Origin of the sequence: Cryptosporangium japonicum (assembly GCF_039524755.1) — a bacterium.
GTDB lineage: Bacteria > Actinomycetota > Actinomycetes > Mycobacteriales > Cryptosporangiaceae > Cryptosporangium > Cryptosporangium japonicum.
Genome location: NZ_BAAAGX010000037.1, coordinates 18,041 through 40,808, shown reverse-complemented (window position 1 = coordinate 40,808; position 22,768 = coordinate 18,041). Strand labels below are relative to the sequence as shown.

Here is a 22,768-nt window from a genome sequence, read left to right as displayed (position 1 = left end):
CGACGGCGCTGGGAGCTCAGGAATGTCTACCGAAGCCCAGATCGACGCGGCGCTGGAGGCGGTCGTCAGCGCCGCCCGGCACCATCGCGCCGTACTGCAGGCCGGTGCGCCCGAGGAACGGATCTGGCGGGCCTACGTGGCGCTGAACAACGCCACCGTCCGCTACGACGACCTGATCAGCGAGATCTACGACGAGGTCACCCCCTGGGACTGCGAGTACCTGGAGAGCGACGGGGAGCCCGAGGCACCGCCCGCGGCCCCGCCGGACCGGAGCCGGCCCACCGGCGGTGTCCCGGTCGGCGACGGCGCGCTGATGGTGTCGGTGCGTCACCGGCGCGACTACGTGATCCCGGAACCGGCCCGGCTGCTCTCGCTGGCCACCGAGGCCAGGGGCACGTCGTGGGCGGCGGTGGACTCCACCCACGCCGCCCGCCCGGTCACCGACGTCGGTGAGGCGGTCAACGAGCTGGTGCAGGCCGGCGACGGCACGGTCGCCGCGCTCGACGCCTACCCCGAGGACCTCGTCCCCGGCAACGGCGTGCTGCTGGTCAACGCACTGCACCGGCCGCTGACGTTCGCCGACGCACCGGCGTCCGGCGGCCCCGATCCGCTGCACCTCGGCCCCGACGAGACCCAGCTCTACCGCATGGACGAGGAGATCGTCGACGAGGAATCGCTCGACGACCCGGTGCCGACGCCCCGCGATCCGGTGAACGGGTCGGCGGCGCGCCTCTGGTAGCGCGGCGGCCGGCTACGGCCTGCGGAAGCTCCGCAGGCCGTCGGCCACCGCGCCGCCGGCCTTCGTGACGAGCTTGGCGAGCGGGTCGTTCGACGACGTCACCGCGTCCCGGTAGGCGCCGGCGGCGGCCTTGACCTCGGCGGTGAACGACGTGTCCGGGTCGTCCACCCGGCGCGGGTACTCGCCGCCGAGCACGGCCGTGTACTCGGCCGAGGTGGCCCACCGCTGCAGCTCGGCGGCGCGCAATGCCGGCAGCGGGTGCGACCGCCCGGACAGGTGCCCGAGCTTGAGGATGCTGTCGCGGATGTCCGCGGCGTCGTCGTACTCCTCGGCCTGCGCGAGGAAGTCGACGAGCGCGTCCGGCTCGGTGCTCATCGCGCCGGCCAGCAGCGCGTGGGTACGCAACGCCGCCGCCGGGTCCTGGCCGCAGAGCAGCCCGGCCCGGTCGCAGGAGAGCTCGGACTTGCGGAACCACTCCTCGAGCGAGAGCCGGATCGCCCGCAGCCCCCAGTAGCCGATCGGGAACCAGGCCAGGTTGAGCGACGCGCTGGTCAGGTGCAGCAGCAGCGTCCGGTAGACCGCGTGGCCACTGAGCACGTGGCCCATCTCGTGGCCGATCGTGAACCGCAGCCCGTCGGTGTCGAGCAGCTCGATCAGGCCGGTGCTCAGCACCAGGAACGGCGTGTCCATGCCGATCGCCATCGCGATCGGTTCCGGGTTGCGCAGGACGAACACCTCGGGCACCGGGCTGACCTCGAGCGTGGCCGCGCACTCCAGGCGCAGGGCCTGCACCTCGGGGAACTGCTTCGACGTGACCTTCACCGCCGAGGCGAGCAGCAGGAGCCGCTCCCGGCGTTCGCCGACCGCTCCGGACAGCGCACGCAGCACGGCCGGCAGACCGGGCACCGCGCGCAACGCGACGAGTGCGCCGCGGTCGGCCGGGTGCTCGTAGGCGCGGGGGCTGATGCCGGGGAACCGGCGGCGTTCGGTCGAGATCTCGATGGTCATCGATGGCCTCCCTCGAAGCTCTCGGAGGCCAGCCTAGAACTAGGTCGCCAGTGCGGGGCTGGACGAGGCGGTACGACGGCGGCGCAGGACGACCTTGCGAGTGCCGTCGGCGTAGAGCCGGACACGGGCCAGCTCCCAGCCGCCGTACTCGGCCCGGATCGTCAGCTCCACCTGGGCGGACACCCGGTCGGTGCCGGGCGGCAACCGCAGCGGTGCGTACTCGTAATCTGGGGGCACACCGCCATAGTGCCTCAATCCGCGCGCGGCGGCGGCGAACTCACCCACCGTCCCGTTCCGGGTACCCGAACTCGGGCGCCGAGACGTCGTCGAGCGCGCGGCGGATCTCGGCCGGCAGCGTGAGCGACTCGGTCTGCAGCGAGCCCATCAGCTGCCCGACGGTGCGGGCGCCGACCACCGGCGCGGTCACCGCGGGCCGGTCGCGGATCCAGGCCAGCGACACCGCCAGCGGCGAGACCCCGAGCCCGTCGGCGGCGGTGGCGACGGCCTCGACGACACGCGCCGACCGGTGCTCCAGGAACCGCCCGACGAACCGCTCGAAGTGCGGTGAGGCGCCGCGCGAGTCGGTCGGCGTGCCGTGCCGGTACTTGCCGGTCAGCACCCCGCGGCCGAGCGGCGACCAGGGCAGCAGCCCGATCCCGAGGTCCAGCGCGGCCGGGACGACCTCCCGCTCGACCCCGCGTTCGAGCAGCGAGTACTCGACCTGGGTGGAGATCAGCCGCGGGCGGCCGTGCGCGAGCTGCCAGGTGGCGGCCTTCGCGGTCTGCCAGCCGGTGTAGTTGGACATGCCCACGTAGCGCGCCCGCCCGGTGCTGACCGCGATGTCGACGGCCGAGAGCGTCTCCTCCAGCGGCGTGTGCGGGTCCCAGGCGTGCAACTGCCAGAGATCGACGTGATCGGTGCGCAGGCGCGCCAGCGAGGCGTCCAGAGCCGAGAGCAGGTGACCCCGGGACGCGTCGCGCCGCCGCAGCGCCGGCACCGCCACCGCCTTGGTGGCGATCTGCACCGCCGAGCGGGGGACGACCGGTCCGATCAGTTCACCCAGGAGCTCCTCGGCGCGACCGTCGGCATAGACGTCAGCCGTGTCGACGAGCGTCCCACCGGCGTCGGTGAACGCCTTGAGCTGCTCGGCGGCGTCGTCCGCTTCAGTGTCCCGCCCCCAGGACATCGTTCCCAGCGCGAGCCGGGACACCATCAGCCCGCTGTGGCCGAGGGCACGCAGTTCCATGGCAGCGGACGCTACCGTCGCCCCACCCCACACCGGAGCACCGACCCGCCGTTACGCTGCGCCGTGACCTCACACCGAGACGGGAGTGGCACGTGAAACTGGGGGTGAACCTCGGGTACTGGGGCGCGGGTAACGACGCCGCGAACCTCGAACTGGCCCGGGAGGCGGATCGTCTCGGCTGGTCGTCGGTCTGGGTGGCGGAAGCCTACGGATCCGACGCCGCCACGGTGCTGGCCTGGGTCGCGGCCCAGACCGAGCAGATCGACATCGGCTCGGCCATCTTCCAGATCCCCGGCCGCTCGCCGGCGATGACCGCGATGACCGCCGCGACGCTCGACACGCTCTCCGGCGGCCGGTTCCGGCTCGGCCTGGGCGTCTCCGGCCCGCAGGTCTCCGAGGGCTGGCACGGCGTGAAGTTCGACAAGCCGCTGGCCCGCACGCGCGAGTACGTCGACATCGTCCGGATGGCGCTGGAGCGCAAGCGCCGGGTGTCCTACGACGGCGCGCACTACACGCTGCCGCTGCCCGACGGGCCGGGCAAGGCGCTGATGCTGACCGTGCACCCGGTGCGCGACCACATCCCCACCTACCTGGCCGCGGTCGGCCCGAAGAACCTGGAGCTGGCCGGCGAGATCGCCGACGGCCTGCTGGCGATCTTCTACTCCACCGAGTTCGGGCCCGAGCAGCTCGAGCTGGTGCGCGCCGGCCGCGAGAAGGCCGGCAAGACGATGGACGGGTTCGACGTCGTCGCCACCGTCCCGGTCGTCGTCGGCGACGACCCGGAGGAGTGCGCGAACGCGGTGCGCTGGTACGCCGGGCTCTACGTCGGCGGGATGGGCAGCCGCGAACAGAACTTCTACAACCGGCTCGCGGTGCGGATGGGCTACGCCGACGAGGCCGCCGAGGTGCAGGAGAAGTACCTGCGTCGTGACTACGAGGGGGCCTACGCCGCGCTCCCGTTCGAGTTCCTCGACCGCACCTCGCTGCTCGGCCCGGTCGAGCGGATCGCCGAGGGGCTGCGTGCGCTGGCCGACGCCGGGGTCACCACCGTCGCGGTGGCCGCGTTCCCCGGCGAGCGTTCCGGCACCGAGACCCTGCAGGCAGTGGACGAGGCCTACCGCCTCGCCGGATTGGACGCCCCCGCTCAGTGAACATTTTTGAGGCAGTGCTCCTCGGCGCCGTCGAGGGGTTCACCGAGTTCCTGCCCATCTCCAGCACCGGGCACCTGACGATCATCGAGAAGCTGCTCGGCTACCGCATCGACGACCCCGACATCACCGCGTTCACGGTGATCATCCAGGTCGGTGCGGTGCTGGCCACGATCATCTTCCTGCGCGAGACGATCATCCGGATCATCGTCGGGTTCTTCGCCGGGCTGTTCGGCAAGCGGCCCAAGACCGATCCCGACTTCCGGCTCGGCCTCGCCGTGATCATCGGCTCACTCCCGATCATCGTCGTCGGCCTGCTCTTCCAGGACGCGATCGAGACGACGCTGCGCAGCCTCTGGTTCGTCGGCGCCGCGCTGATCCTGTTCAGCGGCGTGATGTGGTTCGCCGACCGGGCGGCCACCCAGCGTCGCCGCGAAGCGGACATCACCTGGAAGGACACGCTGATCATGGGGCTCGCGCAGTGCCTCGCGCTGATCCCCGGGGTCTCCCGGTCCGGCGCGACGATGTCGGCCGGTCTGCTCCGCGACATCGACCGGGTCACGATCACCAAGCTCTCGTTCCTGCTCTCGATCCCGGCGCTGACCGGCGCGAGCATCCTGCAGGGGGTGTCCGAGTACGACCGGATCTCCGGCGGCGTCGGCTGGACGAACACGCTCGTCGCGACGGCCGTCAGTTTCGTCGTCGGCTACATCTCGGTGTCGTGGCTGCTGAAGTTCATCGCCAAGCACAGCTACACGGTGTTCATCGTCTACCGGGTGGTGCTCGGCACGATCGTGCTTCTGCTGGTCGGAACCGGGGTCATCTCGGCGACGTAGGGTTGGAGCCTCCACCCCCCGGACTAAGGACGTCACGCATGCCGACGCTGGTGCTACTGCGGCACGGCCGGAGTACCGCGAACACCAGCGGGGTGCTCGCCGGCTGGTCGCCCGGCGTCGACCTCGACGAGCACGGCCGCGCGCAGGCCGACGCGGTCGCCGAGCGGCTGCGCCCGGTGCCGCTCGCGGCGATCGTGGCCAGCCCGCTCGACCGGTGCCGGCAGACCGTGGCGCCGGTACTGGCCGGCCGGGACGTCGCCCCGGTGACCGACGAGCGTTTCGGCGAGTGCAGGTACGGCGACTGGACCGGCCGCAAGCTCACCGACCTGGTGAAGGAACCGCTCTGGAAGGTCGTCCAGCAGCACCCGTCGGCCGCGGTGTTCCCCGGGCCGGAGGGTGAGGGGCTGGCGGCCACCCAGGCCCGGGCCGTCGCCGCGGTGCGCGAGTGGAACGCGAAGGTCGAGCAGTCGCACGGCAAGGACGCGATCTGGCTCGCCTGCAGCCACGGCGACGTGATCAAGGCGATCCTGGCCGACGCCTACGGCATGCACCTCGACCTGTTCCAGCGCATCGTGGTCGACCCGTGCTCGGTGAGCGTGGTCCGGTACTCCGAGACCCGGCCGTTCGTGGTGCGGGTCAACGACGTCGGGGGCGATCTGACCGGGTTGCTCCCGCCGCCGAAACAAGCCGGTGACACCGGGTCGGCCGACGAGTCCGACGCGGTGGTCGGCGGCGGCGCCGGCACCGCCTGACCCGGGGACCTCGTGGAGGCAGCCCGCGCCCGGACCGCGTAGGGTCGAGGCATGGCAGGTCAGGTCTACGCGTTCGAACGCCCCGAGAGGTTCGTCGCCGGGACGGTTGGGGAGCCCGGCGACCGCACCTTCTACCTGCAGGCCACCGACGAGAGCCGCACCGTCAGCGTCGTGCTCGAGAAGACCCAGGTGGCGCTGCTGGCGGAGCGGCTCGTCGAGCTGCTCGAGGAAGCCCAGCGCCGGCTCGGCGCCGACACCGGCGACGAGCCCGACGACGTCGACACCGCGCCGCTGACGGCGCCGGTGGAGGAGGAGTTCCGGGTCGGCACGCTCTCGCTCGCCTGGGACGCCGAGTCCTCCACGGTCATCGTCGAGGCCACCGCGCAGTCCGACGACGAAGAGGAGCCGGAGGAGGAGCTCGACAGCCTCCGGGTGCGGCTCACCGCCAACGAGACCAGGGCGTTCGTCGCCCGGGCCGTGCGGGTGGTGGCGGCCGGGCGTCCGCCGTGCCCGTTGTGCGGGCTGCCGCTGGAGGCCGGCGGGCACGTCTGCCCCCGTCAGAACGGGTACCGGCGCTGAGCACAGCAGAACAGCCGGCGGCGCTCGATCCGGCCGAAGCGCTCGTCCTGCTGGCCACCGGTGAGCTGACGATCGAAGGCCGCCTGGTCGACGCCAGCAACGCGACGCTGCTCGCCACCGTGAGCGCCGGCGACGTCAGCGCGGCGTGCGTCTACAAGCCGGTGCGCGGCGAGCGGCCGCTCTGGGACTTCCCGGACGGCACGCTGGCCGGGCGCGAGGTCTCCGCCTACCTGGTCGACCAGGCGCTCGGCTGGGACCTGGTGCCGCCCACCCTGCTGCGGGACGGGCCGTTCGGGCCCGGCATGTGCCAGCTCTGGATCGAATCCGAGTCCGTCGACGAACTCGTCGACCTGCTGCCCGAGAACACCGTTCCGAAGGGCTGGTTCCCGGTGTTCGGCGGCGTCGACGGCGGCGGCCGCGACGTGGTCGTGGCCCACGCCGACGACCGGCGTCTGCGCCGGCTGGCCGTGCTCGACGCCGTCACCAACAACGCCGACCGCAAGGGCGGGCACCTGCTGCTCACCGCCGAGGGACACCTCTACGGCGTCGATCACGGCCTGTGCTTCCACGAGGAGACGAAGCTCCGCACGCTGCTCTGGGGCTGGGGCGGCGAGCCGCTCGACGACGACGAGGTCGAGGCGCTCACCCGGGTGCGCGGTGAGCTGGGCCCCGACGGGCCGCTCCGGCAGGCGCTCGAGGAGCACCTGACCGTCACCGAGGTCGACACCACGGTCGCCCGCGTCGATCGTCTCCTGCGCTCCCGCCGTTTCCCGAGGCCGGCCGGCCACCGGCACGTCGTCCCCTGGCCGCCGTTCTAGGCCTTGTCCGGTAAGTCTCGCTGCGAGCGAGACTTAGGACAGGGCCTAGCCTCCAGGGCCGAGCCGCGACGTCCGAAGAGGGGGCGCGCGAAACAGGCCGTCACCACTACTGTGCCCTCCGTTGCCGTCGGGAGGGGCCGACAGTGGGGCGGGCGACCGGGGCAGCCCGGGTCTTGTCGCGGTGGGGAACGGTGCCGCTGGTCGGCGTGCTGCTCGCCGGAGCCGTCGGTGTGGTGCTGCTGGGGCGCGGTGAACGCGCCGCGACGCTGGGCGTCGGCTCCAGCGGCACGTGGCTCGCGACGCCCGGACGTCTCGTCCACGTCAGCGCGCTGAGCGGCCGGGCGGACGCGGGCATCGACGTCCCGGGCGCCGGTCCGGACCTGACCGTGGCCACGGCCGGCGACACCACGCTGGTGACCGAACCCCGCCGCGGGCTCGTCCACGTCGTCGACGGGTCCCGGCTGGTGCTGGGGGCCACGGCCTCGTTCGGCCGCGGGCCGATGACCACGCTCGTCGACGGCGACCGCGCGTACGCGGTGCTCGGCGAGTCCGGGCTGGTCGTCCCGTTCGATCCGCGGACGCTGCGCCGGCGGGGTGACCCGGTGCGGGCCGGCGACCGGATCTCCGACGCGCTCCTCGGGCCGGAGGGCACCTGGCTCGCGGTGCCCCGGCGCGGCGCGGTGCTCGCACCGTCCGGACGCGAGATGCCGGTGGGCTCGGCACGCACCGGCGTGCGCCTCGGTCGCGCCGGCGACGACGTCGTGGCGCTCGACCCGGCCGCCGGCACGCTCACGCCGCTCTCCGCGCGCGGGCGCGGCCGGGTGATCCGGTTACCGGCCACCGCACCCGACCTGGTCGCGGCCTCCCGTGCGCCCGGCCCGGTGCTCCCGGTCGTCACCGGTGCGCGGGGCACCCTGCTGCTGGCCGACGTGCGGACCGGCACCGTGCGATCGGTCGCGCTGCCGGTCCGCGGGCGGCTCGGGCGGCCGACGGTGGCCGGCGGCACGGTGCACGTGCCCGACCTCGACCACGGCACGGTGCTGCGGGTCGGCGTCGCCGACGGCCGGGTCCGGCAGCCGGTCCCGGTGACCGGGAAGGCCGCGCCGCTGACCGCGCGGGCCGAGGGGCGCCGGGTGTGGGTCGACGACCCGTCCGGGCGGTTCGCGGTGGTGATCGAGGGGGAGACGGTCCGCCGGATCGACAAACTGCGGACGCCGCCGACGAGCAGCGCCACCCCCGATCCGCGCGTGCTGGCCGCCGGTTCGCGCCGCCCGAGCACGCGCCCGTCCCCGACGCCCCGGCCCCGGCGCAGCTCCAGCCCCAGCCCGGGCGTGCGCGGGAGCCCGACGCCGGGCACCGGTTCCCGGTCCGGCGGAACCCGCGCCGGCACGCCCGCACCGGCGTCACGGACACTCGGCGCCGCCGTGACGTCCGGGCCGGGGTACGTCGACGTCCAGGTGCGGCCGACGCTCGGCGAACCGCCCGGTACCTACGCGGTGGAGGTGACGCCGGCGGACGGCAGCGCCACCGTCCCCACCGGCCCGACCACGTTCCGGGTCACCACCGACGACTGCGCGCTGCGCACCTACGTGGTCCGTGACGTCGGCGGCAACCTGACGTCCCGGCCGTTGACCGCGCGCGGCTGCGTGGCGGCGGGTGCGCCGCTCAACCTGAGCTCGCAGTCCGACGGCGGCAACTACATCACGTTCAGCTGGGAGCCGCCCGCCGAGGACGGCGGCCTGATCGAGGGATACAACGTCGGCTTCGACTTCAACGAGGGCCTGCCGGAGTCGATCCGCCAGCTCGACGCCGCGACGCTCAGCTACCAGGTCGGGCCGCTCATCCCCGGCACGGTCGTCGACTTCCACGTCAACGCGAAGAACGCCGCGGAGTGGGGCGAGTCGGCGGAGGGGACGGCGACCGCACCGCGGCCGTGCGACTCCTGCAACTACCACCACAGCGAGGACCCCGTTCCGCTGTTCGCGGCCCCGGCCGAGGGCCCGCTGGACGTCTCGCTGCCCCCGGTGCCGGGCACCGACGTCGGCGAGGAGGTGGAGATCCTCTGCCAGGTGCGCGGCCCGAACGCCCAGGAGGTGGACCTCGCCGGCCTCGGACCCGGGTCCGAGATCTGGGACCGCGTCCGCTACCAGGGAGTCGTCGGCTACGTGTCGGACTACTACCTGAGCACCCCGAACTCCTACATCGGTGAGTTCTCACCCGGCATTCCCCGCTGCTGATCGGAGACGGAGCACCGCATGACCGATGACGTTGCCGGGTTCGCGACCGACTTCGCCGCCGCCGCCGACGCGGTCGAGCGCGTCGTCTACGGTCGGCGCGACGCGGTCGAGAACGCGTTGATCTGCCTGTTCGCCCAGGGCCACCTGCTGATCGAGGACGTGCCCGGCGTCGGGAAGACCTCGCTGGCGCGCAGCCTGGCCGCGACCGTCGACGTCGAGTGCAAACGGATCCAGTTCACCCCGGATCTCCTGCCGTCCGACATCACCGGCGTCTCGGTGTTCCGGCGCGAGCGCGAGGACTTCGTGTTCCGCCCCGGGCCGGTGCTGTCGCCGGTCGTGCTCGCCGACGAGATCAACCGGGCGTCACCGAAGACGCAGGCCGCGCTGCTCGAGGTGATGGAGGAGCGGCAGGTGACGGTGGACGGCACCGCGCACCCGGCGCCGCGTCCGTTCCTGGTGATCGCGACCCAGAACCCGATCGAGATGGACGGCACCTACCCGCTGCCCGAGGCGCAGATCGACCGCTTCCTGATGCGTATCCGGATGGGGTATCCCGACCACGACGCGGAGACGCGGATCCTCCGCCGCATCCGGGCGGCCACTCCGTCCGAGCCACCGGAGCCGGTGCTCGGCGCCGAGCGGCTCCGGGCCCACGGCCGGCTGGTGGCCGGCATCCACGTCGAGGACGTGATCGACGACTACCTGGTGCGGCTGGTCGCGGCGACCCGCACCGGGAACGACCCGGAGATCGCGCTCGGCGCGAGCCCGCGCGCCACCCAGGCGCTGATGCGTGTCGCGCAGGTCCGCGCGGCCGCCGACGGCCGGGACTTCGTCGTGCCCGAGGACGTCAAGGCGGGCGCGGAGCCGGTGCTGGCCCACCGCCTGCGTCTGCGGCCGGAGGCCGAGCTGTCCGGCGTGACCGGCTCGGACGTCGTCGCCCGGCTGCTCGACGAGGTGCCGGTGCCGGACCTGGTGGCGGCGGGTCGGGGCGCGGTGCCGGGCCCCGGCGCGTCGAGCTGAGCGCCGTGTCGTCCGGGTTCCCGCGGCTGACGTCGTCGGGCCGCGCGCTGGTCGCGGTGGTCGGGTTCGGCGCGGCCGCCGCGTACGGCACCGGGTGGGCGGCGCTCGCCGCGGTCACGGTGGCGGCCGCGGTGCTGCTCCTGACCGCGCTGCTCGTCGTCGCCCGCCCGGCCCGCCCCGCCGGGACCGTCCGGCTGGAGCAGCCCCGGGTGCGCCGGGGTGACCCGGCGTTCGCGGTCGTCGAGGTGGCCGGAGCGCGCGGCGCGTCGACCGTGACGCTGGAGGGCGCGGTGGACCCGGAGCACGCGGTGCTCGGCCCGGTCCGCACCGGCGCCACCCGGGTGCCGGTGCGCACGTCCCGGCACGGGCGGTTCGCGGTCGGCCCGCTCACCGTCCACCGCCGCGACCCGTTCGGGCTGGCCGAGCGGCGCACCGGGATCGCGGACGCGTCGACGCTGCTGGTCACGCCGCGCCCGGTGCCGGTGCGCGGCCCGGCGCTCGGCCGGATCGCGACCTCGGACCCCGACGACGCCGGCGCGGAGGCCGGGGACGGCGTCGCCGACCATTCGCTCCGCGAGTACGTGCCGGGCGACGACCTGCGCCGGGTGCACTGGGCCACGCTGGCGCGGACCGGAACGCTGCACGTGCGTCCGCAGCTCGCGCCGGTCGGGCTGGCGCACGTCGTGCTGCTGGACACCCGGCCGGACGCGTTCGACGACGACGAGTCGTTCGAGGCGGCCGTCGACGTCGCGGCCTCGGTGCTGCTGGCGGCCGGGCCGGTCCGGTCGCGCGGGACGTTGCGGACCGGGTCCGGCCGGACCGTCGAGTACCGCGACCGGCGACGCGCGGACGACGTGCTGGATCGCCTGGCCCTGGTCGGCGCGGAGCCCGGCGACGCCCCGCTCCGGGCCGGTACCGGCCGGGCCGCGCTGCTCACCGTGGTGACCGGCCTGGTGGAACGGGGGCAGGCGGGTGAGGTGGCGCGCTGTTCCGAGCGCTACGGCCGCACCGTCCTGGTCCGCGTCGGGGTGTCGGCCGAGCGGCGCACGGTGACCGGTCAGGGCGACGTGACCACGGTGGTGGCCCGGGGAGCGGCCGACGCGGCGGCGGCGTGGGAGAGGGCGGCGGCACGATGAGAGCGTTCCGGTCCGGCGTCGACCTGGTCCTGGCCGCGGGCACGGCGGCCGCCGCGGGCCTGGTGTTCACCCGCGCGTTCGCCGCCGGGCTGCCGGCGGTCGTGGTGGCCGCCGCCGCGGTGGGTGTCCTCACCACGGCGTTGGCCGCGGGCTGGTGGCGGTGGCCGCCGGTGGCGTCGCTGGTGTTCTCCGCCGTGGTCGCGGTGCTGGTGGCCGCGGTCCGGCTCGGCGGCCCGGGCCCGGTGGGCGACGGGTTGCTCAACGGCTGGGCCCGGCTGCTCACGACGACGCTGCCGGTGCCACCGCGCCCCGACCTGCTGCTGGTCCCGGCCGCCGTCACCTGGCTCGCCGCCGCGGCCGGGGCCGAGCTGGTCGTGCGGCGGGCGGGTCCGGTCCTGGCGATCGCGCCGGCCGGCGTCGCCTACGTGGTGGCCGTCGGGTTCTGCGTGCCGGCCGACGGCTCCCTGCTGCTGCCGACCGCGGTGCTGGTCGCCGGGGCGGGCGCACTGCTGCTGACGCGGGGCGCCGGCACCGTCGCGGCGCGGGCGAGCGGCGTCGCCGTGCTGGCCGTGGCCGTGGTGGTGGCCGGCACGGTCGTGGTCGCGCTGCCGTCGGACGGCGCGGTGTTCGATCCGCGCGCGGCGTACCGGCCGCCGGTCCGGGCGGTGCCGGCCGACGATCCGCTGGAGCGGGCCGGGGCGTTCCTGGCCGAGCCCGACCGGGTGCTGTTCCGGGTCGAGGCCGACGCACCGGCCCGCTGGCGGCTGGTGACGCTGCCGCTCTACGACGGGGTGCGGTGGCGCACCGCGGCCCGCTTCGACGCCGCCGGGCTGGCGGTGCCGCCGGCCCGGACGTCGTCGGGCCGGCCGTCGTCGGGCCTGCCGTCGTCGGGCCTGCCGTCGGGCCGGTTGTCGTCGGGCCGGACCGGGCCGGTGATCCACCAGCGGATCACCGTGCGCGCGCTGCCCGGCGCGCTGGTGCCGGCCGCCGACCGGCCCGCCGCGCTGCCGTCGGCCACCGGCCTGCTCGTCGACGCCGACAGCGGCGCGCTGCTGAGCACCCGGCCGCTCCGGCCCGGCCGGACGTTCACGCTCACCTCCGCACCCCCGGCGGCACGCACCGCCGAGGCCCTGCTGGCGCTGCGTGCCGCCCGCCCGGAACCGGACGAGGTCGCGGTACCGGCCGAGCCGCCGGCCGGGTTGCGCCGGCTCGCCGACGTGGCCGGCCCGGCCACGGATCCGCCGTACCTGCGGGCGTACCGGATCGAGCGGGAGCTCCGCCGCTCCTACGCCAACGATCCGCGCGTCCCGCCGGGTCAAACGCTCGGCCATCTACGCACGTTCCTGGACGGCACCCGCCGGGGGAGCACGGTGCAGTTCGCGGTGGCGTTCGCGCTCGCCGCCCGGCTGGCCGGCCTTCCCACCCGGCTCGTCGTGGGGTTCGCCCCGAGCAGCGTGTGGCCGGCGTCCGGGGTGCAGGACGTCCGCGGGCGCGACGTGCTGGTGTGGGCGCAGGTGCGCTTCGACGGCGCCGGGTGGCTGTCGTTCCTGCCGACGCCGGGGGAGAGCCGGGGAAGCGGGTCGGGCTCCGTGCCCGTGCCGGGCGAGGACACCGCCACGGCCGCCGCCGCGCGGGCCGCCGAGCAGCGGTACACCGCGGCGCCGCGGGGCCCGGCCGTCGACGCCGCCGTGCGTACCGGGCCGGAGCCGGTCACGTCGTCGTCGTGGGGTGGCGCGTTCCGTGCGGGCGGGACGGCGCTGCTGGTGCTGGTGCTCGGCTACCTCGTGCTGGTCACGGCCGTGCCGGTCCGGCGGCGCCACCGGGGACGCCGGGCCGGTCCGCAGGCCCAGGTCGTCGCCGCGTGGGCCGCGGTGCTCGACGAGCTGGCGTGGCTCGGCTGGCGTCCGTCGCCGTCGGCGGGCGCGACCGAGGTCGCCAGGGACGCCGAGCCGCGGGTCGGGCCCGCGGGGGTGGTGGCGCTGCGTGAGCTGGCCCGGGCCGCGAACCGGGCCCGGTACGGCGGCACCGCGCCGCAGACGCACCAGGTCCGGGGGGCCTGGCTGCGCAGCGCCGCGGTGCGGCGGGCCGCCCGGCGCCACGCGGGCCTGCGACGGCGGCTGATCGCGGCCGTCCATCCCCGCCGGGCCCTGCCCCGACACCGGTTCAGGGACACGGCGGTCGGTACCCGCGGTCGGGGACGTACATCCGCCACTCGGCCCGGGTGACGGGTTCGCCGACCGTTCCGCACGAGACGGTGATCGCCGGTTCGACGCTGGTGTCCCAGATCGTCAGCCCGGCCGGGGACTGCCCGATCAGCAGCCGGCCGTCGGGGCTCAACCCGGCCGGGGCCGCGCCGCCCGGGTAGCTCAGCAGCCGCACCGGACGGTCGAGGTCGGCGACGTCCCAGAGCCGGAGGCCCCGCTCGCCGCCCACCGTGACCAGGCGACGCGAGTCCCGGCCGAACACGACCTGGTTGGCGGTCGTGAACCCCGGCCGGCGTGCCTCCGAGCCCGGGAGCGCGGCCGTGGGCGTCAGCGTGTCGCCGTCGACGCGGTGGAGCCGGACGCCGCCGCGGCTCGCGGTGGCGACCGCGTGGCCGTCCGGGCTGACGGCCAGCGCGTCGACCCCGAACCCGTCGGTCGCGATCCGGCGGAACCCCGGTCCGCCGATCCGCCAGACCCCGAGCGCGCCCGGACCGGTGCCGAAGACCAGGTGGTCGGCGCCGAGGAACCCGATCGGGCCGACGTCGCGGGCCGCGACGCGGGCGAGGCGTCGCGGTGCACCGGACACGTCCCAGACCTCGACGCCGCCCGAGGACGTCAGCGCCAGCCGCGCACCGTCCGGCCGGAGCGTCAGCCGGAACGTCGGCGTCCAGAGCGTGCCCGGAACCGTGAACGCGGTGCGCAGCGCGAGGCGGCCGCGGCCGGGCCCGGCGTCGAAGATCCGCACCGCGGCGGGGGCGCCCAGCTGGTCGGGCCCCTCGGCCGCGGTGGAGGTCACCAGCCGCGTCCCGTCGGCGGAGAACGTCGTGCCGAGCGCGCGGTCGATCGGTGCGCACCCGTCCGGGGTGGCGACGGGCCGGCGGAGGTCGCCGACCGCGACGACGCACACCTGCTGGGACGACACGGTGGCGATCCGCTCGTGCGCCGGATCCACCGCGGCCGGTGCCGCGTTTCCGCTCAGCGGTGAGTCGTAGGGGAGCGCGGCGAGAGCGCCCTGCTGAGCGGGGGTGGCCAGGTCCCACTGCTCGAGCCCGGGGCCGCCCGGCTCGCCGACCAGCAGCGTCGAGGTCCCCGGCCGGTAGCGCAGCGCGGCGAGCGGCGCGTACTCGTCGGCCCGGGCGATCGTCAGCGGCGGCCGGGACCGTGGTTCGTAGGGGTCGGTGAGGTCCCAGAGCCCCACCGTGTCCGTGCCCACCGCGACGGCGAGCGTGCGCCCGTCGGGGGCGAGGGCGACGAAGCCCGACGCGCCCGTCCCGAGCGACCAGCTCACCACCGGGCGCGTCGGCACGGTGCCGGCGGCGAGGTCCCAGAGCCGGGCGGCGCCGGTACTGGTCGCGGTGACCAGCGTGGTGCCTTCCGGGCCGAACTGCAGGCCGGAGACCGGCGCGGTCCCGCCCGGCAGCGCGCCCCGGCGGGTCAGCGCGCCGGCGCCGTCCGGCGTCCAGAGCGCGACCCCGCCGGTGTCGTCGGCGACGGCGACGGTGCGGCCGTCCGGCGCGTACTCGACCGTCCGTGCCGGACGGCCGCCCGCGCGCACCGGCCCGGCGACCGGGTTCGCCGGGTCGCTGACGTCGACCGCCACCACGCCACCACGCGTCCCGCCGACGACCACGGTGTGCCCGTCCGGGCTCATCGCCACCGCGCTCGGCGTTTCGCCCGGGAACAGGCCGGTCACTCCGCGCACGCGGGTCAACCGGCCGTCGCCGACCCGCCACAGCTCCAGACCGGTGCTCCGGGCGAGGACCACGAGCGTCCCGGACCCGCCGTAGGCCAGCCCGACGACCTCGTCGGGGCCCTCGAGCGCCAGGTCGGCCACGGTCCGGCGCCGGACCAGGTCACGGACGACGACACCCGGCGTCGACGTGCCGTACCGGACCGCCAGGTACCGGCCGTCCCGGCTGAACCGGGGGGAGCGGGCCGGGCCGGGCAGCACGATCGTGCCGGGCCGCGGCGCGGTGCTCAGCACGGCCGCGGCGGCTTCGGTCGTCGGCCACTCCCGGTACGCGACGATCGCGATCTGTTTCGCGAGGTCGGCGTCCGTCTCACCGATCTCGACGGACGCGGCGGCCAGCTGCCGCGACCGGGCCACGTGCTCGGCGCGGACCGCGGCCGCCCGCTCCTCCCGCGCGGAGCGGGTCTGCGCGACGGCGACGGTGGCCAGCGTGACCGACAGCACGGTCAGCACGGCGAGCCCGGCGATCGCGAGCCGCCGGAGCCGGTGGAACACCTGCCGCTGCCGTCGTTCCTCGCCGGCGATCTCCTCCGGGTCGACGTCGTGCAGACGTCCGGAGAGCTTCGCCAGTTCGGTGCTCCAGCGCGGGTCGGCCAGGTCCTGCCGGTCCACGCCGCGCAACCACGACAGGTCGACGACGAGCTGCTGGGCCACGGTGTCGCGCAGCTGCTCGGGGACCCGGTCGGCCATCGTGCCGTCCGGGCCGCCGGCGTCGCGCGGCGCCAGGTCGGTGGAGACGACCACCAGGCGGTCGGGCGAGCCGCCGTGGGCCAGCCAGTGCCGCACCTCGAACGCCATCCAGACCGACGTCGCCGCCGGCCGGCTCGCCAGCACGATCAGGAAGTCCGAGCGCTCCAGCTTCTCGGCGATCGTCGCCTCGACGTCGCCACCGGCGGCGAAGTTGGTCTCGTCGAGGCAGATGCGTAACGCCGCGAACCGGTACCAGGGCCGCGCGTACCGTTCGAGCGCGTGTTTGACCGCCCGCGCCCGCCCGTCGTCCGCCGCCCGAGCGTACGAGAGGAAGCCGTGGTACCGCACGTGCGTCATCACAGCACAGTGGAGCGTGCCCCGGCGGCCTCCGAACGGCCCGCGCCGGGGCCCGACGGCCCGGTGCCGGTGGTCACGGCGGGGCCGCGACCACCGGCACCGCGGCCGGCTAGTTCCCGTGCGTCGAGCTGCTGCGGTAGTCCGTGTAGGTGTACGGGTTGTCGAGCACCTTCGTCTCCGGGATGTCGGGGTTCATGCCGGCCGCCCAGGCCTCCTCGCCCAGCGTCGCCTGCAGGTACTCGACGGTCGACTCGATGGCGCTGCGTGCCGCGCCCAGGTCGATGCCGACCAGCTTGCCGTCGCTCTTGACGACCTTGCCGTCGACCAGGACCGTGTGGACGTCGCCCCGCTGGGCCTGGAACGCGACGTGCCCGTACGGGTTCAGCAGCGGGAACATCACCGGCGAGCTGTCGTTCTTGATCAGCACGACGTCGGCCTTCGTGCCGGGCGCGAGCTGACCCAGGTCGTCGCGGCCCAGCGCCGCCGCCCCGCCGCGGGTCGCGTACTCCACGACCTGGTCGGCGCGCAGGTGCGAGTGGGTGACGGTGTCGCCGTTCTTGTGCGCCTCGAGGTGCTCGCGGGAGCGGTCGGCGCCGAGCGTCGCCCGCATCGCCGAGAACAGGTCGCCGCTCCACCAGACGCTGGTGTCCATCGAGAGCGAGACCGGGACGTTGTGCTTGCGCAGCACCCAGGTGGGCGGGTAGCCCTGGCCGCAGCTCTGCTCGCTCTCGGTGGAGACCGACACCGAGCCGCCGGTCGCGGCGATGCGCTGGTACGAGTCGTCGGAGAGCGTGGCCGCGTGCACGTAGACGTTGCCCGGCGTCATGAAGCCGTTGTCGTACATCAGGCGGATGCCGTCGTCGTTCGTCGCGCCCCACACCCCGGCGTGCGTGGTGACGTTCGCGCCCAGGTCACGGGCGACCTCGAACGCCGCCTTCTCCGGGAACGCCGGGTCGCCGGTGACGTCGAACGCCAGCTGGAAGCCGAGCATGTCGCCGCGGTGCATGCGCCGCTCGACGAAGTCGCGGAACTCCGGTGTGGTGGCCCACTCCCACGCGCCGCCCTGGATGTTGCCGTAGGCGAACACGAACCGGCCCGGGACCGCCTCGAGGGCGTCGACCGCGGCGTCGGCGTGCTGGGTGGTGTGGTTGTTGTGCGACCAGTCGACGGTGGTGGTGACGCCGGCGTCCAGGGCCTCGATCGCGGACAGCAGGTTGCCGGCGTAGATGTCCTCGGGCCGGAACGACTTGCCGTGCTGGAGGTAGTAGAAGACGAAGTACTGGGTGAGGGTCCAGTCGGCGCCGTAGCCGCGCATCGCGGTCTGCCACATGTGCCGGTGGGTGTCGATCATGCCGGGCATGACCAGACCGCCGGTGGCGTCGATCTCCGCCGTTCCTTCCGGAACGCTCAGGTTCGGGCCCACGGCCTCGATCTTGTCGCCGACGACGAGCACGTCGGTGTCGCGCAGCACCGATTTGGAGGCGTCCATCGGAAGGACGGTGCCGCCGCGCAGCACGATCGGGCGGCCGGGCTGGAACTGGTCGCTCATGGGTGTTCGACTCCTTCGTCGTCCCGGTACGAGCTATGTCCGGACGTATGTCCGCACAGTGAGCGCGGAGATGCTGACTGAACCTTGGTTCGCGAACGGTGACGTGTCAACCCCTGGCCGATCAGCGGACAGTCGTCCGCAAAGTGGTCGTTCATTGCGGCGCTAATCCCGGTTACGCTCGGGGAATGCAGAGCTGGCCGCACCCTGACGTGCCCCTTCTCCCCGGAACCGGCGTGCCGCTGCGGCTGCACGACTCGGCCACGCGCGAGGTCCGGCCCACGTCCCCCGGGCCGGTCGCCCGGATGTACGTCTGCGGGATCACCCCCTACGACGCCACGCACCTGGGCCACGCCGCCACGTACCTCACGTTCGACCTGGTCAACCGGGTCTGGCGCGACAACGGCCACGACGTCGTCTACGTCCAGAACGTCACCGACGTCGACGACCCGCTGTTCGAGCGGGCCGACCGCGACGGCGAGGACTGGATCGTCCTCGGCATGCGTGAGACCGCGCTCTTCCGCGAGGACATGACCGCGCTGCGGGTCATCCCGCCGGCGCACTACGTCGGGGTCGTCGAGGCCGTCGAGGAGATCGCCGAGCTGGTCGAGAAGCTGGTGTCGATCGGGGTGGCGTACCAGCTCGACGACGGCACCGGCGACGTGTACCAGGACGTCGCGGCCGCCCGGCGCTTCGGCTACGAGTCGGGGTACTCCGCCGACACGATGGCGCGGTTCTTCGCCGAGCGGGGCGGCGACCCCGACCGGCCCGGGAAGCGCAACACGCTCGACCCGCTGCTCTGGCGCGGTGCCCGCGACGGTGAGCCGCGCTGGCCGTCGCCGGTCGGGCCGGGGCGCCCCGGCTGGCACGTCGAGTGCGCGGCGATCGCGGTCAACCGCCTCGGCCTGGGCATCGACGTCCAGGGCGGCGGCTCCGACCTCATCTTCCCGCACCACGAGATGTCGGCACTGCACGCCGAGGCGGCCGCGGACCAGTGGCCGTTCGCCAAGCACTACGTCCATGCCGGGATGATCGGCCTCGACGGCGAGAAGATGTCGAAGTCGCGGGGAAATCTGGTGTTCGTGTCGCGGCTGCGCGGCGACGGCGTCGACCCGATGGCGGTGCGGCTCGCGCTGCTCTCCGGGCACTACCGGTCGGACCGCTCCTGGACCGCCGACGCGCTGATCGAGGCCCAGACCCGGCTGGCCCGCTGGCGTGACGCCACCGCGCTGGCCACCGGCCCGTCGTCGGTCGAGCTGCTCGACCAGGTGCGTGAGCGGCTCGCCGACGACCTCGACTCCCCGGGCGCGATCCGCGCGGTCGACGAGTGGGCCGACGCCGCCCTGCGCGACGGTGGCCCCGACCCGTCCGCCCCGGCGCTGGTGCGCTCCACCAGCGACGCGCTGCTCGGCGTCGCGCTCTGAGTGCGGCCGGGTCCGGCGGCCCGCCGGACCCGGCCCCTCTCAGCCCAGCGCCGCGACCGGGGCGGTCTTCGACGCCCGGCGCGCGGGCGGCAGCGCCGCGAGCACACCGATCACCGCGGCGCCCACCAGTACGCCGGCGATCATCCGCACCGGCAGCGCGATCAGCAGATCGTCCTGCACCCCGAACGCCGCGAGCGTGCCGGCGATCCCCAGGCCGATGCCCAGCGCCGTGCCCACCACCGCCGCGAGCAGCGCCATGATCGCGCCTTCCAGCGTCAGCGTCGTGTACAGCTGGCCGCGGGTCAGGCCGAGCGCACGCAGCACCGCGATCTCCCGGCGACGCTCCAGCACCGACAGGGTCAGCGTCACCATCACGCCGAGCACGGCGATGAACACCGCCATGCCGATCAGCAGGCCACCGGCCGTGAGGTAGCCGTTGATCTGCGACTCCAGGTCGGCCAGCAGGCCCGCGAGGTCCTGCACCTCGACGTCGGGCAGCGCGGCGATCGCGTCGTCGATCGCGGCCCTGGCGTCGGCGGCGTCGACGCCGGATTTCGCCCAGATCAGCAGGCCGGTCGGGCCGGCGGAGCCGTACCAGCGGTCGAAGTCGGACGGGTCGAACGTGAGCGGGCCGAACGGCGAGCTGTACCCGCCCTCGACGACCGCCGCGACCCGCACCGCGGTGTTCTCGATGCGCACGGTGTCACCGGCGACGAGCCCGCCGAGGTCCTTCGCGGCCTTGGCCGTGACGACGACGCGCCCGGGACCGAAGTCACGCAGGTCCCCGGAGAGCGTGAACTTCGACGGCAGGTGCGCGCGCAGCGCGTCCGGGCCGAGCGCGAGCACGCTGGTGCCGAGCGTCGCGTTCTTCCCGGTGATCCGGTCGACGTCGTGGGAGCGCACCGGCACCGGCGTCTGCAGCGGCGATCTCTCCGCCAGTGCGGCGGCCAACCCGGTGGGGAGCGTCGCCGGCGCGGGCGCCACGCTGGTGAGCGTGAAGTCGGCCGAGTAGCTCCCGGTCAGCTGCGCGTTCGCGGTCTTCTCCAGCGACGCGAACCCGACCAGCATGACGGTGGCCAGGCCGATGCCGATCGTCAGCGCGTTGGTCACCGCCGCGGTCCGCCGCGGGTTGCGTGCACCGTTGGCGGCGGCCAGGTGCCCGGCGGCGCCGGCCAGCCGCCCGGGGAACCCGACGATCCGCACCAGCGGTCCGACGACGACCGGCCCGAGCGCCAGGAGCGCGAGCATCACCAGGAAACCGCCGCCGATGCCGGTCCAGCTGTCGCGCTGGTCGGCCGCGTACCAGGCCAGCGCCGACCCGATGGCGAGCAGCAGCACGCCGGCGGCGAGCCGGACCCGGCCCACCCGGGCGTCCTCGATCAGCTCGCCCTGGTCGGACAACGCACGCACCGGCGCGACCCGGGTCGCCGACCAGGCCGGAAGCACGGCGGCCAGCACCGAGACCGAGACGCCGACGATCAGCGCGACCCCGGCGGCGACCGGGGAGAACGTCACCCGCAGGCTGTCCGGCGCGAGCCCGGCCGAGGTCAGCCCGTAGGTCGCGACCGCGGTCAGGCCCTGCCCGGCGACGTAACCGGCCACCGCGGCGACCAGGCCGGCCACCCCGGCCTCGAGGACCGTCGCGCGGAACACCTGGCCGCGGCCGGCGCCCACGCAGCGCACCAGCGCCACCTCGCGCCGTCGCTGCGCCAGCACGATGCCGAACGCGTTGTAGGCCACCGCGACGGCCACCGCGACCGCGACCCACGCGAACAGCTTCAGCCCGTCGATGATCGCGGTGATCGAGCCGCCGAGCTGCGCGGACGCCAGCTGGTCGGCGTACTCGGCGCCGGAGACGACGGTGGCCGGACCGAGTGCCGTGCGCACGGCGTCGGGAGTCACCGGGCCGGTGACGTCGAGCGCGGACCACTCGCGCACACCCAGCAGCGACGAGTAGTCGGCCGGGAGCAGACCGGCGACACCCGCTTCGACCCGGCCGTCGACGGTGCCGGTGATCGTGAACCGGTGCCTGCCCCGGTCGGTGTCCAGGACCTGGAGGGTCGTTCCGGGCTTCCAGCCCCGCTCGTCGGCGAGCGCCTTCGGGACGACGAGCTCGCCGGATCTCGCCGGGAACCGCCCCGCGGTGAGCTCGCGCTCGGACAGGACGGGGTCTACCGGTGCCACGAACGCGGACAGGATCGGCTGCCCCGGCACGCGCACCACCGTCCCGTCCGACTGGAGCAGGGTGATCGTGCCGAAGTCCGCGCGCGGCTGGACCGCGGTGACGCCCGGGAGCGCCGCCACGGCCCGCACTGTCGCGTCGGTGAACGGGGCGTCCCCCGGCGTCGCGTGCGCGGCGACGTGCGCGGCCTGGGCCGCGGTTTCCCGGTAGACCGCGGCGCGGATGGCGTCGCCCAACGTGAACGACGCCGCGATGAACGCGACGGCGGCCGCGACCGCCAGCGAGACGAGCAGGAGGGACCCGAACTGGTAGCGGATCCGGCTGAGTGCGACGCGCAGCATCAGGCCGCCCGCGCTTCCAGCCGGCCCACCCGGTCGAGCACGACCTCGGGGGTCGGGTCGGTGACCTCGTCGACGATCCGGCCGTCGGCGAGGAACACGACGCGGTCGGCGTAGCTGGCCGCGCGCGGGTCGTGGGTCACCATGACCACGGTCTGGCCGAGCTCACGGACGCTGGCCCGCAGCAGGCTCAGCACCTCGGCGCCGGAGCGCGAGTCCAGGTTGCCGGTCGGCTCGTCCGCGAACACCACCGACGGCCGGGTGATCAGCGCACGCGCGACCGCCACCCGCTGCTGCTGTCCTCCGGAGAGCTGGTTGGGGCGGTGGTGCATCCGGTCGGCCAGGCCGAGCAGGTCGATCACCCGGTCGAGCCAGTCACCGTCCGGGCGGCGCCCGGCCAGCCGCAGCGGCAGCAGGATGTTCTCGGCCGCGGACAGCGTCGGCAGCAGGTTGAACGACTGGAACACGAAACCGACGGCTTCGCGGCGCAGCCGGGTCAGCCGCCCGTCGGCGAGCCCGTCGAGCTCCGCGGTGCCGATGCGCACCCTCCCCGACGACGCCTTGTCCAGACCGGCCAGGCAGTGCAGGAGCGTCGACTTGCCGGAGCCGGACGGTCCCATGATCGCGACGAACTGGCCGTGCGGCACCGCGAGCGAGACACCGCGCAGGGCGCTGACTCTGGTGTTGCCGGTGCCGTAGACCTTGGTGAGCTCGGTGGCGGTGACCGCGGCGGTGTTGTCCATGCCCTCGACGCTACG

18 protein-coding genes are annotated in these 22,768 nt (G+C 74.7%); 11 read left to right on the top strand and 7 right to left on the bottom strand.

Annotated elements, in window-relative coordinates; translation table 11 throughout:
• The first annotated feature begins 22 nt into the window (after positions 1-22).
• Positions 23-739: a hypothetical protein gene (locus ABD437_RS38460; protein ID WP_344653917.1), complete on the top strand. Its 717-nt coding sequence runs from the start codon at positions 23-25 to the stop codon at positions 737-739.
• Between the two features lie 12 nt (positions 740-751).
• On the opposite strand, the gene ABD437_RS38455 is transcribed toward ABD437_RS38460, so the two are convergent.
• Genes ABD437_RS38455 through ABD437_RS38445 form a run of 3 tightly spaced genes read right to left on the bottom strand, consistent with a single transcriptional unit; the run spans position 752 to position 2,993 of the window.
• The gene (locus ABD437_RS38455) at positions 752-1,747 is read right to left on the bottom strand and encodes a M48 family metallopeptidase (RefSeq protein WP_344653916.1); all 996 of its coding nucleotides are present in this window, start codon (positions 1,745-1,747) and stop codon (positions 752-754) included.
• A gap of 39 nt (positions 1,748-1,786) precedes the next feature.
• Positions 1,787-1,984 carry a DUF5703 family protein gene (locus ABD437_RS38450; RefSeq protein ID WP_035856278.1) on the bottom strand — a complete coding sequence of 66 codons (198 nt, stop codon included), beginning with the start codon at positions 1,982-1,984 and terminating at the stop codon, positions 1,787-1,789.
• Positions 1,985-2,024: 40 nt separating this feature from the next.
• Positions 2,025-2,993: an aldo/keto reductase gene (locus tag ABD437_RS38445; protein WP_344653915.1), complete on the bottom strand. Its 969-nt coding sequence runs from the start codon at positions 2,991-2,993 to the stop codon at positions 2,025-2,027.
• A gap of 92 nt (positions 2,994-3,085) precedes the next feature.
• Here ABD437_RS38445 and ABD437_RS38440 point away from each other — a divergent pair, with 92 nt between their 5' ends.
• The 9 genes from ABD437_RS38440 (at position 3,086) to ABD437_RS38400 (ending at position 13,744) form a co-directional block, all read left to right on the top strand.
• Complete coding sequence (locus ABD437_RS38440) at positions 3,086-4,144, top strand: LLM class F420-dependent oxidoreductase (protein WP_344653914.1); 1,059 nt, start codon at positions 3,086-3,088, stop codon at positions 4,142-4,144.
• The gene (locus tag ABD437_RS38435; RefSeq protein WP_344653913.1) at positions 4,141-4,977 is read left to right on the top strand and encodes an undecaprenyl-diphosphate phosphatase; all 837 of its coding nucleotides are present in this window, start codon (positions 4,141-4,143) and stop codon (positions 4,975-4,977) included. Before ABD437_RS38440 ends, ABD437_RS38435 begins: the two co-directional genes overlap by 4 nt.
• 38 nt (positions 4,978-5,015) lie before the next feature.
• Positions 5,016-5,729 carry a histidine phosphatase family protein gene (locus tag ABD437_RS38430; protein WP_344653912.1) on the top strand — a complete coding sequence of 238 codons (714 nt, stop codon included), beginning with the start codon at positions 5,016-5,018 and terminating at the stop codon, positions 5,727-5,729.
• Between the two features lie 51 nt (positions 5,730-5,780).
• On the top strand, positions 5,781-6,308 hold the full coding sequence (locus tag ABD437_RS38425) for a DUF3090 family protein (RefSeq protein ID WP_344653911.1): 528 nt from the start codon (positions 5,781-5,783) through the stop codon (positions 6,306-6,308).
• Positions 6,305-7,126: an SCO1664 family protein gene (locus tag ABD437_RS38420; RefSeq protein WP_344653992.1), complete on the top strand. Its 822-nt coding sequence runs from the start codon at positions 6,305-6,307 to the stop codon at positions 7,124-7,126. Before ABD437_RS38425 ends, ABD437_RS38420 begins: the two co-directional genes overlap by 4 nt.
• Positions 7,127-7,317: 191 nt before the next feature.
• Positions 7,318-9,363, top strand: a complete 2,046-nt coding sequence (locus tag ABD437_RS38415; protein ID WP_344653910.1) for a fibronectin type III domain-containing protein — start codon at positions 7,318-7,320, stop codon at positions 9,361-9,363.
• 18 nt (positions 9,364-9,381) lie between these two features.
• The gene (locus ABD437_RS38410; RefSeq protein ID WP_344653909.1) at positions 9,382-10,383 is read left to right on the top strand and encodes an AAA family ATPase; all 1,002 of its coding nucleotides are present in this window, start codon (positions 9,382-9,384) and stop codon (positions 10,381-10,383) included.
• A 5-nt stretch (positions 10,384-10,388) separates the two neighbouring features.
• On the top strand, positions 10,389-11,519 hold the full coding sequence (locus tag ABD437_RS38405) for a DUF58 domain-containing protein (RefSeq protein ID WP_344653908.1): 1,131 nt from the start codon (positions 10,389-10,391) through the stop codon (positions 11,517-11,519).
• The gene (locus ABD437_RS38400; RefSeq protein ID WP_344653907.1) at positions 11,516-13,744 is read left to right on the top strand and encodes a transglutaminase TgpA family protein; all 2,229 of its coding nucleotides are present in this window, start codon (positions 11,516-11,518) and stop codon (positions 13,742-13,744) included. The genes ABD437_RS38405 and ABD437_RS38400 overlap by 4 nt, the downstream gene beginning before the upstream one ends.
• Here the strand turns inward: ABD437_RS38400 and ABD437_RS38395 are convergent.
• Positions 13,683-16,520, bottom strand: a complete 2,838-nt coding sequence (locus tag ABD437_RS38395; protein WP_344653906.1) for a toll/interleukin-1 receptor domain-containing protein — start codon at positions 16,518-16,520, stop codon at positions 13,683-13,685. The two genes, ABD437_RS38400 and ABD437_RS38395, sit on opposite strands and share 62 nt — an antisense overlap.
• Before the next feature lie 109 nt (positions 16,521-16,629).
• Positions 16,630-18,069, bottom strand: coding sequence for an amidohydrolase family protein (locus tag ABD437_RS38390; protein WP_344653905.1), 1,440 nt, complete (start codon positions 18,067-18,069; stop codon positions 16,630-16,632).
• Between the two features lie 185 nt (positions 18,070-18,254).
• On the opposite strand from ABD437_RS38390, the gene mshC reads away from it, so the two are divergent.
• Positions 18,255-19,490 carry a cysteine--1-D-myo-inosityl 2-amino-2-deoxy-alpha-D-glucopyranoside ligase gene (gene mshC, locus ABD437_RS38385; RefSeq protein ID WP_344653904.1) on the top strand — a complete coding sequence of 412 codons (1,236 nt, stop codon included), beginning with the start codon at positions 18,255-18,257 and terminating at the stop codon, positions 19,488-19,490.
• A gap of 39 nt (positions 19,491-19,529) precedes the next feature.
• Here the strand turns inward: mshC and ABD437_RS38380 are convergent, their stop codons facing one another.
• Both ABD437_RS38380 and ABD437_RS38375 read right to left on the bottom strand, forming a co-directional pair.
• Positions 19,530-22,013, bottom strand: a complete 2,484-nt coding sequence (locus ABD437_RS38380; RefSeq protein ID WP_344653903.1) for an FtsX-like permease family protein — start codon at positions 22,011-22,013, stop codon at positions 19,530-19,532.
• Positions 22,013-22,753, bottom strand: coding sequence for an ABC transporter ATP-binding protein (locus ABD437_RS38375; RefSeq protein ID WP_344653902.1), 741 nt, complete (start codon positions 22,751-22,753; stop codon positions 22,013-22,015). Before ABD437_RS38375 ends, ABD437_RS38380 begins: the two co-directional genes overlap by 1 nt.
• Positions 22,754-22,768 lie beyond the last annotated feature (15 nt).

Coding starts and splice junctions, on each gene's coding strand:
- ABD437_RS38460 (WP_344653917.1), top strand. CDS start 23: ATGTCTACCGAAGCCCAGATCGACGCGGCGCTGGAGGCGGTCGTCAGC.
- ABD437_RS38455 (WP_344653916.1), bottom strand. CDS start 1,747: ATGACCATCGAGATCTCGACCGAACGCCGCCGGTTCCCCGGCATCAGC.
- ABD437_RS38445 (WP_344653915.1), bottom strand. CDS start 2,993: ATGGAACTGCGTGCCCTCGGCCACAGCGGGCTGATGGTGTCCCGGCTC.
- ABD437_RS38430 (WP_344653912.1), top strand. CDS start 5,016: ATGCCGACGCTGGTGCTACTGCGGCACGGCCGGAGTACCGCGAACACC.
- ABD437_RS38425 (WP_344653911.1), top strand. CDS start 5,781: ATGGCAGGTCAGGTCTACGCGTTCGAACGCCCCGAGAGGTTCGTCGCC.
- ABD437_RS38410 (WP_344653909.1), top strand. CDS start 9,382: ATGACCGATGACGTTGCCGGGTTCGCGACCGACTTCGCCGCCGCCGCC.
- ABD437_RS38400 (WP_344653907.1), top strand. CDS start 11,516: ATGAGAGCGTTCCGGTCCGGCGTCGACCTGGTCCTGGCCGCGGGCACG.
- ABD437_RS38395 (WP_344653906.1), bottom strand. CDS start 16,520: ATGACGCACGTGCGGTACCACGGCTTCCTCTCGTACGCTCGGGCGGCG.
- ABD437_RS38390 (WP_344653905.1), bottom strand. CDS start 18,069: ATGAGCGACCAGTTCCAGCCCGGCCGCCCGATCGTGCTGCGCGGCGGC.
- mshC (WP_344653904.1), top strand. CDS start 18,255: ATGCAGAGCTGGCCGCACCCTGACGTGCCCCTTCTCCCCGGAACCGGC.
- ABD437_RS38380 (WP_344653903.1), bottom strand. CDS start 22,013: ATGCTGCGCGTCGCACTCAGCCGGATCCGCTACCAGTTCGGGTCCCTC.
- ABD437_RS38375 (WP_344653902.1), bottom strand. CDS start 22,753: ATGGACAACACCGCCGCGGTCACCGCCACCGAGCTCACCAAGGTCTAC.